Here is a 15,553-nt window from a genome sequence, read left to right as displayed (position 1 = left end):
GCGCCCAGCCAGGCCGCCGCGCCCAAGGCCGCGTCGCAGGACGATAGCCGGCCGCGCGTGAGCCAGGGCCGCAGCAGTTGGGAGGCCAAGGTGCTGGCCAGGCTGGAGCGCTATCGGCAATATCCGGCCACGTCGCGGCTGCGCGGCGACGAAGGCACGGCCTACTTGTCCATCCGCATCGACCGCGAGGGCCGTGTGCTGGCGGCGCGGCTGAGCCGTGGCAGCGGACATCCGGCGCTGGACCAGGCTGCCTTGGACACCGCCTACCGCGCGGCGCCGTTGCCGCGCATTCCCGACGCGTTGCCGGATACGCTGGAACTGGCGGTGCCGGTGGAATTCTTCCTCGAACAGTAATGCCCGCCGGAGCCGGCTTGCCGCATAATGTCGGCTGACAGCCGACAAGGGGAACACAATGAACAAGCTGATGTTGAGCGCGCCGCTGCTGGCGGCGCTGGCTGCCGGCGGGGCCTGGGCGCAGAGCGCCGACGAACAGCTGCTGGCGGCGCAGATGGCGTTCCAGCAGGCGCAAACCCAGCAAAGACAGCTGGATGGCAGGCTGAAGACGGCGCAGGACGAAAAGGCGGTCGCCGAGCAACGGCTGGCCGGCGCGCAAGCCGCATTGGACAAGGCCAACGCCGAGCTGGCGGCGGCCACCGACGCGCAATCGCGCGGCAAGCAGGCGCTGGACCAGGCGACCCAGACGCTGAACCAGGCCTGGCAGCGCAAGGAAGGCGGGCAGTAATCAGGGGTTGAGCTGGCGGTAGCGGGCGATGTCCTGCTGCATCCGCTGGCGGAACGCGTCCAGCTCGGCGCGTTTGGACGCCATCTGCCGCAAGAGGTCTTGCTGCGATTGCCGCAGCAGCTGCAGATTGCGCACGGTCGCGGCCGGCGGCGTCTGCTTGAATTGCCTGGCGTGTTCCAGATCCTGCTCCAGGTGGCCGCGTTGCAGCGCCAGCCCCTGGCTGCGAAGCTCCAGCGCGTGATAAGAGGACTGCAGCACCGCCAGCTGGCGCTCGCGGTCGGCCTGCAGTTCGGCCAGCGTCGGATAGCTTTGCACCAGCGCCTGGTCGTGGCGGGCGGCGTCCATCCGTTGCTGCTGCTGTTGGCGGCCGGCGGCGGCGGACGCCTCGCGCGCTTGGCGTTGGGCGGTGGTTTCGGCCGGCTTGTTGACGGCGCCCTGCTTGCTCAGCTCGGCGACGCCGCGGCTCTGGCTCTCCAGCGGCGGCGAGTCGCTGTAATGCGTGTTGCCGGCCTCGTCCACCCATTTGTAGACGCCGGCCTGGGCCAGCGAACACAGCAGCAACAAGGGGCCGGCAAGCGCTTTCATGTCAGTCGTCGACTCCGTATTGGGCGCGGTAGGCGCGCACCGCGTCCAGGTGAGCCGCCAGTTCCGGGCTGTTTTCCAAGAATCCCAGCAAGTCTTTCAGCGTGGCGATGGCCACCACCGGCAGGCCATGCTGTTGGGCCACTTCCTGCACCGCCGACAATTCGCCCTGGCCGCGTTCCATCCGGTCCAGCGCGATGGCGACGCCGGCTGGTTCGGCGCCGGCGGCGCGGATCAGCTCCACCGATTCGCGTACCGAGGTGCCGGCCGAGATCACGTCGTCGATGATCAGCACCTTGCCTTGCAGCGGCGCGCCGACCAGGGTGCCGCCCTCGCCGTGGTCCTTCGCTTCCTTGCGGTTGTAGGCGAAGGGCACGTTGCGGCCCTGCTCGGCCAGCGCCATGCCGGCGGCGGCGGCCAGGATGATGCCTTTATAGGCCGGCCCGAACAGCATGTCGAACTGGATGCCGCTTTGCTGGATGGACTTGGCGTAGAATCGCGACAGGTTTAGCGTGGACAGACCGTCGTTGAACAGGCCGGCGTTGAAGAAGTACGGCGACTTGCGGCCCGCCTTGGTGATGAACTCGCCAAACTTCAGCACCTGCTTGTCGAGCGCAAAACGAATAAAATCCTGACGAAAGTCGCTCATCCTCATTCCTTATCGAATCGTTAACTGTTTGAACGGCTGAAAAAAACCGCCGCAAGCATAGCACGGGAGACTCAATGCTTCGAATCGTTTCCGCCAACCTAAACGGCATCCGCTCGGCGGACAAGAAGGGTTTTTTCGACTGGCTGGCCGGCATCGACGCCGACTTCGTCTGCGTACAGGAGCTGAAGGCGCAGGCGGGCGACCTGTCCGAGCGGATGCGCAATCCGGACGGGCTGGCCGGCTATTTCCACTACGCCGAGAAGAAGGGCTACAGCGGCGTCAGCGTCTACACCCGGCATAAGCCGGATGCGGTGGTGGAGGGGCTGGGCGTCGACTGGATCGATTCCGAAGGCCGCTTCCTGCAGCTGGATTTCGGCAAACTGTCGGTGGTGTCGCTGTATCTGCCGTCCGGTTCCAGCAGCGACGAGCGCCAGCAGGTGAAGTTCGACTTCCTCGACGTGTTCATGCCGCATCTGGAGAAGCTGCGCGCCGACGGCCGCGACATCGTGATCTGCGGCGACTGGAACATCGCCCACAACGAGATCGACCTGAAGAACTGGAAGGGCAACCTGAAGAATTCCGGCTTCCTGCCGGAGGAGCGCGCCTGGATGACCGACCTCTTGGGCCGCGTCGGCTGGCGCGACGTGTGGCGAAATCTGTATCCGGAAGCGCCCGGCTACACCTGGTGGAGCAACCGCGGCCAGGCTTACGCCAAGGACGTGGGCTGGCGCATCGACTACCAGATCGTCACGCCGTCGCTGATGGAGCTGGCCGAATCCGCCAGCGTGTACAAGGACGAAAAATTCTCCGACCACGCGCCGCTGATCGTCGACTACCGGCGGAGCCTGTGATGTGGGACGACGATGACGTCACGCTGCTGACGGTGCCGGGCTGGGGCAATTCCGGCGACACGCACTGGCACGGCTATTGGGAAAAAACCTATCCGCTGGCGCGCCGCGCGGAGCAGCGCGACTGGCTGTACCCGACCCGCGACGAATGGGTGGCCGGCCTGGCCGCGGCGGTGGCGGAGATTCCGGGGCGACTGGTGATCGCCGCCCACAGTCTGGGCTGCCATACGACGGTCGCCTGGCTGCTGCAGGCCTCGCTGCTGGAGCAGCGCAAGCTGAAGGGCGCGCTGTTGGTGGCGCCGCCGGCGATTCCGCTGACCGACGAGCGCGCCCGCGCCAGCGGCGAACTGCCCGAAGGCGCGCCGCTGCCGAGCTTCGCCGGATTCGAGACGTTGCCGGAGCGCAAGCTGCCGGTGCCGACGCTGCTGGTGGCCAGCCGCGACGATCCGTTCTGCGAGTTCGACGAAGCGCGGCGGATGGCCGCGTTGTGGGGCGCGGAATTCGTCGACGGCGGCATGGCTGGCCATATGGGCAGCCACGCCGGCCTCGGCAGCTGGCCCGCGGGGCAGAGCCTGCTGCAGCGCTTGATCTTGGGGTAGCGGACAGTCCGTTCCCTCGCGATCGTCGGCGGGAAGCCCGGCTTGGCCGGGCTTTTTTCTTATGCGGACGGGTTCAGCGCGCGACCGGCCGCGCCGGATCGCTGCACCATTCGCTCCAGGAGCCGGGATAGAGCCGGCTGCCGGGAAAACCGGCTATCTCCATCGCCAGCAGATTGTGGCAGGCGGTGACGCCGGAGCCGCACTGGTGGACGATGGCGGCGGGATCGAAACCCTCGCCCAGCAGCGCCCCCCACTCGGCGCGCAGCCGCGCGGCCGGCTTGTAGCGGCCGGCGTCCAAATTGTCCATGAAGAAGCGGTTGGCTGCGCCGGGTATGTGGCCGCCGACCGGGTCTATCGTCTCGCCCACGCCGCGGAAGCGGTCAGGGCTGCGGGCGTCCACCACCGTGAACGCTTGTTCGTCCAGATTGGCCAGCACCGCGCCGGCATCCACGGTCTGCTGTAGCGAGCGGCGGATGGAGAAGCGGCAGGGACGGCGCTGCGGAGGCTCCGCGTCCACCGCGCCTCCGGCGGCCTGCCAGGCGGCGAAGCCGCCATCCAGCACGGCGACCTTGTCATGGCCTAGCCAGCGCAGCAGCCACCAGGCGCGCGCCGCGTACTGTCCCGTCCCGTCGTCGTAGGCCACGACCTGGGTGTTTTCCCCCACGCCCAGCGCGCCCAGGTCCACCGCCAGCCGCTGGCCGTCCGGCAGAGGATGGCGGCCGTTCTGGCCGTTCTTGCTGCCGGACAGGTGGTAATCGAGGTGGAGGTAGTGCGCGCCCGGAATGCGGCCCTGCTCGTAGGCGGCGTGGCCGTAGTCGGGATTGTCCAGCTGGAAGCGGCAGTCCAGCACGATCAGCGATTCGCCAGGTTCGTCCATCAGCTGCTGGCAGGAAATCAGCGTGGTGTACATTTCTCGGCCTTGGTATCGAAGAAGCGTCCAGCCTATGGTTATCACAACGGCTTTGGCAAGCCCGGCCTGTCCGTAGGTCTGGGGCTGCCGGCGAAATGCATCGGGGCGCGGGGAATTTTCACAGTCCGAATAAATTAGTATTAGTATCAAATCGACAGTGAATTTATCAGCGTAAAATTTCAAAAAACTCATAAACCAAGCGGAGACGGGGAAGTCATGTTGAGTCAATTTTCCATAGGCCAGCGCATCGCGGCGCTGGCGGGCGCCCTGCTGTTGGCGGTGGGCGTGGTGGGCGGCGTAGGTTGGTGGTCGATGGACAAGATCAACCGGGAGCTGACGGCGCTGTTCGACCAGAAGATCGCGTTCCGGCACCAGATGGACGATCTGCAGCGGACCATGCTGCACATTCGCCAGGATGAGAAGAACGTTTTCATCAGCATCGGCAATCCGGCCAATTCCGATCAGAGCATCCAGACCAACAAGCAGCTGCTGGATAAGCACATCGGCGATTTCAGGACCGGCGTGGCCAAGGCCAAGGGCATGGCGATGGCGGCGGACCATCAGGCCGAGTTCGACGGCATGCTGGACGGCATCGCCGGCTACGAACAGGGCATGAGCGGCCTGTACCAGAAGATATCGGCCGGCGAGATCGCGGCCGCCAATGTCGGCGACGCCGGCATCGCGTCGTTCAAACCCAAGCTGTACGCGGCGCGCGACGCGCTGGACAAGCTGAGCAAGCTGGCGGACGACAGCGCGCAGCAGGCGGAGGACAGCCTGGAGACCAGCATGTCGCGCACCCAGCAGGGCATGCTGACGGTGCTGCTGCTGGCGCTGCTGGTCGGCGTCGCGCTGGCCTGGGTGATCGTGCGCTCGATCACCGCGCCGCTGCGGGCGATGCAGGACAGCATGCGCCACGCCGCCGAGCATAACGATCTGACCATCGCGGTGGATCAGACCGGCCGCGACGAGGTCAGCGAGACCGGCCGCGCGCTGGCCCAGCTGCTGGCCAATCTGCGCGCCTTCATCGGCCAGACCCGCGACGACGCGAAGCAGGTCAACGACACCGCGCACGCGCTGTCCGAGGTGTCGCGCCGCATCGCCGAGGCGTCCAGGGTGCAGACCGACGCCTCTTCGTCCACCGCGGCCGCGGTGGAGCAGATGACGGTCAGCATCAACCTGGTGGCCGAGCACGCGACGGAAATGGCCAGCGAGGCCAAGAGCAGCATGAGCGCGGCGGTCAGCGGCAGCGAGACGGCGGGCGAGACCGCCGGCCAGATGCAGGAGATCGCGCGGGTGATCGGCCGTTCGGAAACCATCATCAGCGGCCTGAACCAGCGCTCCGACGAAATCGGCAACATTGTCGACGTGATCCACGATATCGCCGAGCAGACCAATCTGCTGGCCCTGAACGCGGCGATCGAAGCGGCGCGCGCCGGCGAGATGGGCCGCGGCTTCGCGGTGGTGGCGGACGAGGTGCGCAAGCTGGCCGAGCGCACCGCCCAGGCCACCGGCGAGATTTCCGAGAAGATCCAGGCGGTGCAGGGCGACACCTCCACCGCGGCGGCCAGCATGCGGGAGGCGGCGGAGCGGGTGTCCAGCGGCGTGGAGCTCAGCGGGCGTTTGAGCGAAAGGCTGGAGCAGATCCGTACGCTGTCGGCCGGGCTGCTGGACAAGACCAGCGAGATCGCCGCGGCGATGCGCGAGCAGAGCACCGCCAGCAACGAGGCGGCGAAGAACGTCGAGCGCATCGCCAATATGGGTTCGGAAAACGGCCAGTCGGTGGAGTCGTCGTCGGCGATGGCCAATCAGCTGTCGGGACTGGCGCACGGCCTGGACGAGGCGATCAGCCGTTTCCGCACCGCCTGAGGCTGTGTCAGCCGGCCTGCAGAGCCTGGCGCAGCCGGTCGGCCAGGTCCGGCCAGGCGCGCGCCGGCGCTTCGCGGCGCGGCGCGGCCCAGATCGGGCTGGGGAAGTGGGCGTCGTCGTCGAAGCGGGGAATCACATGCCAGTGCAGGTGTGGCACCACATTGCCCAGGCTGGCCAGGTTGATCTTGGCCGGTTGCATGGTCTGGCGGATGGCCGCCTCGGCGCGCCATACCCAGTCCATCAGGCGCAGGCGCTCGTCGGCAGCGAGGTCGGTCATCTCCTTGGCGTGCGCTTTCCAGACCACGCGGCAGAATCCCGGGTAGCCGGGTTCGTCCACCAGCATCACCCACAGTTCGTCGTTTTGGTACAGCAGATCGCCGGCGGGTTGCCGGCACAGCTCGCAGCTCATACGTTTCTCCGATGAAATGGCCCGATTGTACGCGTGGCCGGAGCTGGCGGGGCGGTGGGCGAAAACGGCTCTGTTATACTGGACATCAAATTCATGCGTTCAGTCTCGCGAATCGGGTGGTCTTATTCGCGGCGCAGCGCCAGCACTTGTTCGGGACCAATCGTGAGCCTTGCAAACAATCTTTCCATCATCCTTCTGCTGATCGCCGCCAGCGCCTTTTTCTCGGTGTCGGAGATTTCGCTGGCCGCCGCGCGCAAGATCAAGCTCAGGCTGCTGGCCGAGGAAGGCAACGCCAACGCCGAGCGGGTGCTGGAGTTGCAGCAGCAGCCGGGACATTTCTTCACCGTAGTGCAGATCGGCCTGAACGCGGTGGCCATTCTGGCGGGCATCCTGGGCGAGGCGGCGTTCACGCCCTATTTCGCCTCGATGCTGCACCTGGTGACGCCGGCGGATTGGGTCGAGCGCTTGAGCTTCATCCTGTCCTTCCTGAGTGTGACCTCGCTATTCGTGCTGTTCGCCGACCTGATGCCGAAGCGGCTGGGCATGGTGGCGCCGGAGCGCATCGCGTTGCTGGTGGTGAGGCCGATGATGTTCTGCGTGCGGGTGTTCCGGCCGCTGGTGTGGCTGTTCAACGGTCTGGCCAATGTATTTTTCCGCATGCTGGGGGTGCCGACCGGGCGACCGGACGATCTTACCTCCGCCGACATCGTGGCGATGATGGACGCCGGCGCCGAGGCCGGCGTGCTGCAGCAGCGCGAGCACCATCTGATCGAGAACGTGTTCGAGCTGGAAAGCCGCACCGTGCCGTCGTCTATGACCGCGCGCGAAAGCATTGTCTACTTTACGCTGCATGAGGACGAGGCCAGCATCAAGCAGAAGATCGCCGAGCATCCGCATACCAAGTTCCTGGTCTGCGACGGCGTGATCGACTCGGTGATCGGCTACGTCGACTCCAAGGACATCCTGATGCGGCTGATCAACCAGCAGAGTCTGTCGATGAAGCGCGAGCTGACGATACGCAACGTGCTGATCATTCCCGATTCGCTGACCTTGTCCGAACTGCTGGAGCGCTTCAAGGCCTCGCGCGAGGACTTCGCGGTGGTGATGAATGAATACGCGCTGGTAGTGGGCGTGATCACGCTGAACGACCTGATGAGCACGGTGATGGGCGACCTGGTCAGCCAGTTCCAGGAGGAGCAGATTGTTCGCCGCGACGACCGCTCCTGGCTAGTGGACGGCGCGACGCCGGTGGAGGACGTGCTGCGCGCGCTGGATATCGAATCCTTCCCCGACGACGAAAACTACGAAACCATCGCCGGCTTCATGATGTACATGCTGCGCCGGATTCCCAAGCGCACCGACAGCGTGGAATTCGAAGGCTACAAGTTCGAGGTGGTGGACATCGACAACTACCGGATCGACCAGTTGCTGGTGACGCTGATCCCTCCGGCGCCGGCCGAAGGCGAGTCCGCCCGCTGACATTACGATTGGTTACACCCGCTTACACAGGCCTCACAGACGGGGTGGGGCGGCCTGCCTACTATGGGTTCAAGGGCGCAGAAAACAGCACCCCAGAAACAGAATCCTTACACTCGCATTCGGGAGCATGACCATGAAAAAACTGACCGCCCTTCTGCTGGCCGCCGCTCTGGGCCTGGGTTCCGCCGCCACCTACGCCGCCGACGCTTCCGCTCCGGCCGCCAAGGCCGCCGCTCCGGCCAAGCACCACAAGCATCACAAGAAGCACCACGCCAAGAAGGCCAGCTCGGCTCCGGCCGCGCAAAAAGCGCAAGCCGCCAAGAAGCATGGCAAGCATCACCATCACAAGAAACACCACCACCACGCGAAGAAAGCGGCCTGATTGGCAGGGTCATCTCCGGATGTCAGAGAAAGGAGGCTTAAGGCCTCCTTTTTGTTTTGGCGTTCTTTTTGAAGATTCTGTTGTATATCTGTCATTCAGTATCAATAAAACCTGTACGAAATGACAGACGTTTGCGCCTGTTCTTGAATTTGTGTCTGGATATTCGATTCTGATACCAATGTAATACCACATGAGACGCTCATGTTCGGTGTATGCATAGGCAGAGCGAATCCCTCCGCCATTCACTCAATCAAGAAGAGGAGAACCACCATGATGCCATTTCCGTTGTCGCGCGCGCTGCTGGCAGTCGGCGCCGCCTTCGCGTTGTCCCAGGCGGTCTGGGCCGCGCCGTCTTGCTCGCCATGGGCGACCGGCAAGGTCTATAACGCCGGCGACTACGCCACTTTCAACGGCAAGACCTGGCGCGCCAGCTGGTGGACCCAGGGCGAGCAGCCGGGCAGCAGCCAGTGGGGCGCTTGGCAGGAGCGCCCGGCCAGCGAGTGCGTGCCTGATGGCGGCGATCCCGGCACCCCGGGCACGCCGGGCAGCGGCGTGCCGCCCGAGCCCAAGCCCACCGTCGGCCGCCATGTCGGCTCCTACTTCGCCCAGTGGGGCATCTACGACCGCAATTACAAGGTCTTCAACTTGGTGAAGTCCGGCGGTGACAAGCAGCTGACCTTCCTCAACTACGCGTTCGGCAACGTCTATGCCGACGGCAAGTGCGGCATGGTCACCCGCGCCGAGAACGGCAACGGCGACGGCGGCGACGCCTGGGCCGACTACCAGCGCTCCTTCGCCGCCAACGAGTCGGTGGACGGCAAGGCCGACAGCTGGAACGATCCGCTGCGCGGCAACTTCAACCAGCTGCGCAAGCTGAAGCTGGCCAATCCTTCGTTGAAGGTATTGATCTCGCTGGGGGGGTGGACCTGGTCGAAGAACTTTGGCAAGTTCGCCGCCACCGACGCTGGCCGCAAGGCGATGGTCAGCTCGTGCATCGATCTCTACATCAAGGGTAACCTGCCGGTGGGCGAAAGCGCCGGCGGCCAGGCGGCGGCGCTCGGCGTGTTCGACGGCTTCGACATCGACTGGGAATACCCGGGCGGCGGGGGCCTGCCGACCAATACCGTCGACCCCAACGACAAGCAGAACTACACGCTGCTGATGGCCGAGTTCCGCAACCAGCTGAACGCGCTGTCCACGGCCAACAAGCGCCGCTACTACCTGACCGCCGCCATCGGCTCCGGCGTCGACAAGATCCGCAACACCGAGCCGGACAAGTACAGCGGCTATCTCGACTGGATCAACGTGATGACCTACGACTTCCACGGCGGCTGGGACGCCAAGGGGCCGACCAACTTCCAGTCCAACCTCTACCGCGATCCGGCCGCGCCGGTAACTGGCGACCAGGTCTATTACAACGTCGACGACGCGGTGAAGACCCTGGTGGGCGCTGGCGTGCCGCGCGCCAAAATCAACGTCGGCCTGCCGTTCTACGGCCGCGGCTGGGCTGGCGTCGCCGCCGGTCCGAAGGGCGATGGCCTGTACCAGGTGGCCACCGGTCCGGCCAAGGGCACCTACGAGCAGGGCATCGAGGATTACCGCGTGCTGGTGAAGCGCAGCGCCAAGCAGTTCAACAGCCCGGTGGCCAAGCAACTGTGGACCTACGACGGCAACGAGTTCTGGAGCTACGACGATCCGGCCACCATCCGCGGCAAGCTTGACTACGTCCGTTCACAGCAGCTGGGCGGCGTGTTCAGCTGGTCGCTGGACGGCGACGACGCGCAGGCGACCTTGCTGAAGACCAGCGCCGAGGTGAGGCTGGACGCGGCGACCGCCGCCCAGCGCCGCGCGGCCGCCGCGGTGGCGAAAGCCAGGGCGGTGAAGAAGTAAGCGGTCGCGGATGAGAAAACGGCGGGGCATGCCCCGCCGTTTTTCATGGCCTGCCGGGATTCACAGCTCGGCCGCCGGCAGCACCCGCAGCGGTTGCGGCGTGGCGCTGGAGGCTTGCCAGACGGCGTTGAAATGGTCGATCACCTGCTCGGCGTCGAGGGCGAAGGCGCTGAGCGTGGTATGGCCGTCGGCGATCACGGTGGCTTGGTAGCCGCGCGACACCGCGTTGCGCAGCGTGCTGTCGACGCAGAAATCGGTGGCGGCGCCGCCTATCCACAGCTTGCTCGCGCCGCGCGCCGACAGCAATTGCGCTAGATCGGTGTCGCAGAAGCTGTCGCCGTAGCGTTTGTAGACGATGGCGTCGCCGTCCTGGCGCGCGAGCCGGGGATGCAGCTGCCAGGCGTCGGAGCCGCGCGGCAGATCGTCCTCCTCGTGCTGGACGAAGATCACCGGCATGCCGCGCTGGCGGGCCTTGGCGATGGCGAGGTTGAGATTGTCGAGCACGGCGTCGAGGCGGGCGGCGCGAAGCTCGCCTTCGACGACGCCGGCTTGTACATCGATGATCAGCAGCGCGGTATCTGACATGTTTGCTCTCCGGCAGGTGTGGGAAAAGGGTGGGGGCCTCAGGCCAGGGCTTCCGGGTTCAGCACATGCGACGCGTCGCCTTCGAAGAAGCGCAGCGCGTTGCGGTAGGCGATTTCCAGGTACTGGCGGTAGCTGTCGGCTTCGGCGTAGCCCAGATGCGGCGTGCACAGCACGTTGGGGCGGCGCAGCAGCGGATGGCAGGCGTCGTAGATAGGTTCCTGCTCGAACACGTCGAGCGCGGCGAAGCCGGGGCGGCCGGCGTCCAGCGCCGCTTCCAGCGCGCCGGGCGCGATCAGTTCGGCGCGGCTGATGTTGACCAGCAGCGCGTCCGGCTTCATCGCCGAGAGATCGGCGCGGGTCACGTTGCCGGCGGTGGCGGGGAGCAGCCGCTGGTGCAGAGTGACGACGTCGGCGTCGGCGAAGAAGGCCTCGCGGCTGGCGGCGGCCCGGTAGCCCAGCGCCAGCGCTTCCTCGCGGGCGCGCTCGCTGCCCCAGACCAGGATTTCCATGCCGAAGGCGCTGCCGTAGCCGGCCACCAGCTTGCCTATCTTGCCGAAGCCGAGAATGCCCAGCGTCTGGCCGCGCACCGCATGGCCTACCGGGCCCTGCCAGCGGCCCGCGCGCAGACTGGCCATGTTCTCCTCCAGCCGGCGGCGCGCCGCCATGATCAGCAGCCAGGCCAGCTCCGCCGGCGCGTGCGGCGTGCCGCTGCCTTCCACCACCGCGACGCCGGCGCGAGTGCAGGCGTCCACGTCGATGTTGCGGGCGAGCTTGCCGGTCTGGCTGACCAGCTTCAACGCGGGCATCCGCGCCAGCAACGCGGCGTCCACCATGGTGCGCTCGCGGATCAGCAGCAGGGCGTCGGTTTCGGCCAGGACGGCGTCCGCGTCCGGCAGCCGGGACAGGTCGCCGACGCTGGCGCAGCGGTAGCCGGGGTTCTGGCGCAGTTCGGCCAGTTCGGGGCCGATGTTCTGGTAGTCGTCGGGGATCAGCAGCTGGATGAAGGGCATGGGCGGACTTCGCGATGAAAGTCCACATTATAAGCATTTATCATGCGATGGGCTCGTCCAGCGGGTGGTAAGGCTGGGCATGGCAGACGCGGTTGCGGCCGCCTTGCTTGGCGGCGTACAGCGCGAGGTCGGCGCGGGCGACGGCGGCCTCCAGCGTTTCCGGCGGCAGCCATTGGCACAGGCCGATGCTGATGGTCACCGTCAGCCGCTTGCCGGAGGCGCTCATCATGTGATTGGCGACGATGCTGCGCAGGCGCTCGGCCAGCGCGTCGTCGTCGCCGTGGCTATGGACCAGCACCACGAACTCCTCGCCGCCCCAGCGTATCAGCAGGTCGCCGCCGCGCAGTTGCGAGCGCAGCAGATCGGCGATCTCGCGCAGCACCTGGTCGCCGATCTGGTGGCCGTGCTTGTCGTTGACCTGCTTGAAGTGGTCGATGTCTATCATCAGCAACTGCGGCTCGGCGCTGGCGCGTTCGCAGGCCCGCAGCCAGCCGGGCAGCAGCTCCAGGAAGGCCAGCCGGTTCAGGCAGCCGGTCAGCGGGTCGGTGGTGGCCAGCTGCCGCATTCGCCGCTGGTGGTGCTGCAAGGTGGCCAGCACCGCGATCAGCACCAGCAGCAGAATGGTGCTGTTGATGGCCAGATTGACTTGCAGCGCGGCGTGCAGCGGCTGCAGCGCGCGGGTTTCGTTCTGCTCCACCAGCAAATGCCAGCCTAGCTCGGGCAGCAGGCGGCTGGTCAGCAGGTAGCGGTTGCCGTCGCGGCTGTACTCCAGCTTGCGCGGCTCGAGGCCGCCGGCCAGGATGGCGTCGGCAAGCTGGGCCAGGCCAGGCAGGTCGCGCAGCTTGCGTTGCCCGGCGCCGGCGCTGTCCAGCACGATGCGGCCGTCGTGGTCGATGAAGTAGATGCGGCGCTGGAAACGCCGCTCGTGCGCGGCCAGCTGCGCGCTCAGCTCGGCCTGGGGCAGGCCGACGCCTATCACGCCTAGCAGCTTGCCCTGGCTGTCGACGATGCGGTGGTTGATGAACAGCGTGGTTTTGCCGCCATTGGTCATGTCTTCGTCCAGCGCGATGTCGTAAGCGTCGCTCTGGGCGACCTGGAGGCTGTGGAAGTACCAGCGGTCTTCAGGATCGGTCGGTTTGACGGTTTTCAGCACGCCGCCGGCGTAGTAGTAGCGCCGGCTGTTTTCCGAGACCAGAAAGCTGCCGGTGATGCCGTAGCGGCCGTTGATGGCGGCGAGGTAGCGGGCGGCTCGGCTCGGGTCCCGCTCGCCGTCCTTGAGCCAGTCTTGCAGGAAGGTGTCGTTGGCCATCAGCGACGCCACCGACAACGGTCGCAGGATGCTTTTGTCTATCTCGGAAAAGATGGTGTCGCCGGTCAGCGGCAGGCCTTGTTCGACGATGCCGTGGCGGATGTCCTGGCTGCCCTGCTGATAGTACAGGCCGGCATTGACGATGATGCCAGCCAGCAACAGCAGGGCGACGATGATGGCCAGGCGATAACGAGACAATGGGCCGGACACGGCTACCCTTCCGAATGGCAAAATCGCAGATCGTAATATGAAGATAGGCGTTGCGAGGCCGCGCGTCAGCCACGAAGCGGCATGGCAAGGTACTGGAAGTGCGGATCGTCGGGGTTGGTGACCAGCATGCCGCGTTGATCGCCGCCCAGGCCGAAGCGCAGATGCTCGGCCGGCACATGGGTCAGCACGTCCTGCAGGTATTGCAGATTGAAGCTGGCGTCGAGCGGCGGGCCCTGCCAGTCGGTCGGCAGCGTTTCCTCCGCCTCCTCGCGGTCGGCGTTGCGACAGCGCAGCGCCAGCTGGCCGGGGCGGATCGCCAGTTCCAGCTGGCGGAACTTGGCGTGCGCCAGCACCGCCACCCGTTGCACCGCTTCCAGCAGCGGCAGGCGCGGCAGCGTCAGCTCGCAGTCGTGGCGCTCCGGCAGCAGGCGCAGATAGTCCGGCGCGCGGGCGTCCAGCAGCTTGCAGCGCAGCAGGGTGTCGCCGATCGCGCAGGCCAGTTGCCGCGCGCCGGGCTCCAGCAGGACGGGAGCGTCCCGATCGCCCAGCAGCTTGGCCAGTTCCAGCGCCGCCTTGCGCGGCAGCAGCAGCGTTCTTCCCGGCTGCGTGGCTGGCAGCGGATAGCGTTGGAAGGCCAGCCGCACGCCGTCGGAGGCGATCAACCGCAGCTCGCCGCCGTCCAGTTGCAGCAGCAGGGCGTTGAGGTAGGGGCGAATGTCGTTGTCGGCCAGCGCGTACAGGATCTGGCCCAGCTTGCGTTTCAGCTCGCCCTGCTCCAGCCGCAGCGGAGCGGCGGTGTCGGCATCGGCCTCCAGCAGCGGGAAGTCGTCGGCCGGCAGCGCCTGCAGCAGGAAGCGGCTGCCGGCGGCCAGCAACAGCAGCTGGCTGCCATGGCGCTTCAGCTGCAGCTCGCAGCCGGCGGGCAGCGCGCGCAGGATGTCCAGCAGCTTGCGCGCGGGCAGGCATAGGCGGAACGGCGTGTCGGTCGGGACGGCCCGGCGGCTTCGCAGCTGGATTTCCAGATCGCTGGCGGTCAGCGCCAGGTTTTCGCCGTCGGCTTCCAGCAACGCGTGAGACAGGACGGGAAGCGCGTGGCGGCGCGGCGCCACGCCGCAGACGATGGAAAGCGGCGCGAGCAGGGTGTCGCGGTCGGTGCGAAGCAGCATGGCCGGGTTCTCCGGAGTGGCGGACCCGGCAATTTATCACATCGCGTTATGCGAATGGATTATTCGTCAGCGGATCGGGATGTACAGCTCGGTCAGCGAGTCGGGATGGCCGGGCGCGATGAAGCGCTGGTCCATGTATTCGAACTCGATGCCGTCCACCGCTTCCAGGCCGGCCGCCGGCAGCCAGCTGCCGTGGATGGCGCGGAAGGTGGCGGGCAGGCCGTCCACCGGGCCGACGTGGCAGAAGCGGGCGTAGCGTTGGGCGGGCACGTCGACCGCCGCCATGCCATCGGGCACCGGCGCGTCCGCCGCCGCCTGCAAGGCGGCGAGATAGCGCCAGCCGCCGTCGGGCAGCGGCTGGCACAGGCCGTAGCTGCTGCCGGGGCGGGCGTCGGCGATCTCGTTTTCGCGTTCGAGGAAGCGTTGCCACATGGACGGGATGTCGCCCTCGTCCTGGGGGCCCCAGGCGAGGCCGATGACGCGGAAGGCGGGCAGGTTGACGATGTCGGGCGTTTGCATGGCGGTCTGGCTCCATTCGGGTTGGTCGAGTCGGCGCTCGATGCGCGCGATCCGCTCGCGCCGCGTTTCGATCTCATCCCGCAGCCGCGCCGCATGCCCGCGCAGCGCGCGGCGCAAGGCCGCTTCGTCGGCGGGCAGCAGCCTGGCGATCTCGTCCAGCGGCAGGCCCAGCTCGCGCAGCATGACGATGCGGCCCAGCTCCGCCACCTGCGCCGGCAGGTAATAGCGGTAGCCGTTGCCGCGGCCGGTCAGCGCCGGGCGGAACAGGCCTATGCTGTCGTAGTGGCGCAGCGTCTTGGTGCTGAGGCCGTAGCAGCGGGCCAGTTGTCCGATGGTGAGCATGAGTTGAAACGGGTGGTGGCGGATGGAGCCAGTCTGGACCTTGCCGCAAGGGCAAG

17 protein-coding genes are annotated in these 15,553 nt (G+C 66.6%); 8 read left to right on the top strand and 9 right to left on the bottom strand.

Annotated features, from left to right (window positions below; genetic code table 11):
* Positions 1-354 (top strand): energy transducer TonB family protein (locus tag LQR33_RS13765; RefSeq protein WP_231469378.1); only part of this gene is annotated, 354 nt, incomplete at its 5' end.
* 58 nt (positions 355-412) lie between these two features.
* The gene (locus LQR33_RS13760; protein ID WP_221665914.1) at positions 413-742 is read left to right on the top strand and encodes a hypothetical protein; all 330 of its coding nucleotides are present in this window, start codon (positions 413-415) and stop codon (positions 740-742) included.
* Here LQR33_RS13760 and LQR33_RS13755 read toward each other — a convergent pair whose 3' ends face one another.
* Both LQR33_RS13755 and pyrE read right to left on the bottom strand, forming a co-directional pair.
* Positions 743-1,327 (bottom strand): DUF4124 domain-containing protein, encoded by a 585-nt coding sequence (locus LQR33_RS13755; protein ID WP_231469376.1) that lies wholly within the window; start codon positions 1,325-1,327, stop codon positions 743-745. It lies immediately after the preceding gene.
* Between the two features lies 1 nt (position 1,328).
* Entirely contained in the window at positions 1,329-1,973 is a 645-nt protein-coding gene (gene pyrE, locus LQR33_RS13750) for an orotate phosphoribosyltransferase (protein WP_021475833.1), read from the bottom strand.
* A gap of 74 nt (positions 1,974-2,047) precedes the next feature.
* On the opposite strand from pyrE, the gene LQR33_RS13745 reads away from it, so the two are divergent.
* Both LQR33_RS13745 and LQR33_RS13740 read left to right on the top strand, forming a co-directional pair.
* Positions 2,048-2,824, top strand: a complete 777-nt coding sequence (locus LQR33_RS13745; RefSeq protein ID WP_231469373.1) for an exodeoxyribonuclease III — start codon at positions 2,048-2,050, stop codon at positions 2,822-2,824.
* Positions 2,824-3,420, top strand: coding sequence for an alpha/beta hydrolase (locus tag LQR33_RS13740; RefSeq protein ID WP_104946031.1), 597 nt, complete (start codon positions 2,824-2,826; stop codon positions 3,418-3,420). The genes LQR33_RS13745 and LQR33_RS13740 overlap by 1 nt, the downstream gene beginning before the upstream one ends.
* Positions 3,421-3,493: 73 nt before the next feature.
* Here LQR33_RS13740 and LQR33_RS13735 read toward each other — a convergent pair whose 3' ends face one another.
* Entirely contained in the window at positions 3,494-4,330 is an 837-nt protein-coding gene (locus LQR33_RS13735) for a sulfurtransferase (protein WP_166439814.1), read from the bottom strand.
* Positions 4,331-4,546: 216 nt separating this feature from the next.
* Between LQR33_RS13735 and LQR33_RS13730 the strand changes: the two genes are divergently transcribed.
* Positions 4,547-6,196, top strand: coding sequence for a methyl-accepting chemotaxis protein (locus LQR33_RS13730; RefSeq protein WP_231469370.1), 1,650 nt, complete (start codon positions 4,547-4,549; stop codon positions 6,194-6,196).
* A 7-nt stretch (positions 6,197-6,203) separates the two neighbouring features.
* Here LQR33_RS13730 and LQR33_RS13725 read toward each other — a convergent pair whose 3' ends face one another.
* Entirely contained in the window at positions 6,204-6,605 is a 402-nt protein-coding gene (locus LQR33_RS13725) for an HIT family protein (RefSeq protein WP_166439812.1), read from the bottom strand.
* A gap of 162 nt (positions 6,606-6,767) precedes the next feature.
* Between LQR33_RS13725 and paeA the strand changes: the two genes are divergently transcribed.
* From paeA to LQR33_RS13710, 3 genes are all read left to right on the top strand, one after another.
* Positions 6,768-8,084 carry a polyamine export protein PaeA gene (gene paeA, locus LQR33_RS13720; RefSeq protein WP_166439811.1) on the top strand — a complete coding sequence of 439 codons (1,317 nt, stop codon included), beginning with the start codon at positions 6,768-6,770 and terminating at the stop codon, positions 8,082-8,084.
* 133 nt (positions 8,085-8,217) lie between these two features.
* Positions 8,218-8,466, top strand: coding sequence for a hypothetical protein (locus LQR33_RS13715; RefSeq protein ID WP_046158090.1), 249 nt, complete (start codon positions 8,218-8,220; stop codon positions 8,464-8,466).
* Positions 8,467-8,736: 270 nt separating this feature from the next.
* Positions 8,737-10,356 carry a glycosyl hydrolase family 18 protein gene (locus tag LQR33_RS13710; protein WP_231469368.1) on the top strand — a complete coding sequence of 540 codons (1,620 nt, stop codon included), beginning with the start codon at positions 8,737-8,739 and terminating at the stop codon, positions 10,354-10,356.
* Between the two features lie 60 nt (positions 10,357-10,416).
* Here the strand turns inward: LQR33_RS13710 and LQR33_RS13705 are convergent, their stop codons facing one another.
* The 5 genes from LQR33_RS13705 to LQR33_RS13685 form a co-directional block, all read right to left on the bottom strand.
* Positions 10,417-10,941 (bottom strand): cysteine hydrolase family protein, encoded by a 525-nt coding sequence (locus LQR33_RS13705; protein WP_231469365.1) that lies wholly within the window; start codon positions 10,939-10,941, stop codon positions 10,417-10,419.
* A gap of 38 nt (positions 10,942-10,979) precedes the next feature.
* Positions 10,980-11,951: a D-2-hydroxyacid dehydrogenase family protein gene (locus LQR33_RS13700; protein ID WP_231469363.1), complete on the bottom strand. Its 972-nt coding sequence runs from the start codon at positions 11,949-11,951 to the stop codon at positions 10,980-10,982.
* Positions 11,952-11,991: 40 nt separating this feature from the next.
* The gene (locus tag LQR33_RS13695; RefSeq protein WP_221667273.1) at positions 11,992-13,470 is read right to left on the bottom strand and encodes a sensor domain-containing diguanylate cyclase; all 1,479 of its coding nucleotides are present in this window, start codon (positions 13,468-13,470) and stop codon (positions 11,992-11,994) included.
* A gap of 65 nt (positions 13,471-13,535) precedes the next feature.
* The gene (dnaN, locus tag LQR33_RS13690; RefSeq protein WP_231469360.1) at positions 13,536-14,636 is read right to left on the bottom strand and encodes a DNA polymerase III subunit beta; all 1,101 of its coding nucleotides are present in this window, start codon (positions 14,634-14,636) and stop codon (positions 13,536-13,538) included.
* A 66-nt stretch (positions 14,637-14,702) separates the two neighbouring features.
* The gene (locus LQR33_RS13685; RefSeq protein ID WP_231469357.1) at positions 14,703-15,497 is read right to left on the bottom strand and encodes a MerR family transcriptional regulator; all 795 of its coding nucleotides are present in this window, start codon (positions 15,495-15,497) and stop codon (positions 14,703-14,705) included.
* Between the last annotated feature and the right edge of the window lie 56 nt (positions 15,498-15,553).

Source organism: Chromobacterium piscinae, assembly GCF_021129175.1.
Taxonomy (GTDB): domain Bacteria; phylum Pseudomonadota; class Gammaproteobacteria; order Burkholderiales; family Chromobacteriaceae; genus Chromobacterium; species Chromobacterium piscinae.
The sequence above is the reverse complement of the archived record's forward strand: the minus strand, read 5'-3'. Positions and strand labels throughout refer to the sequence as shown.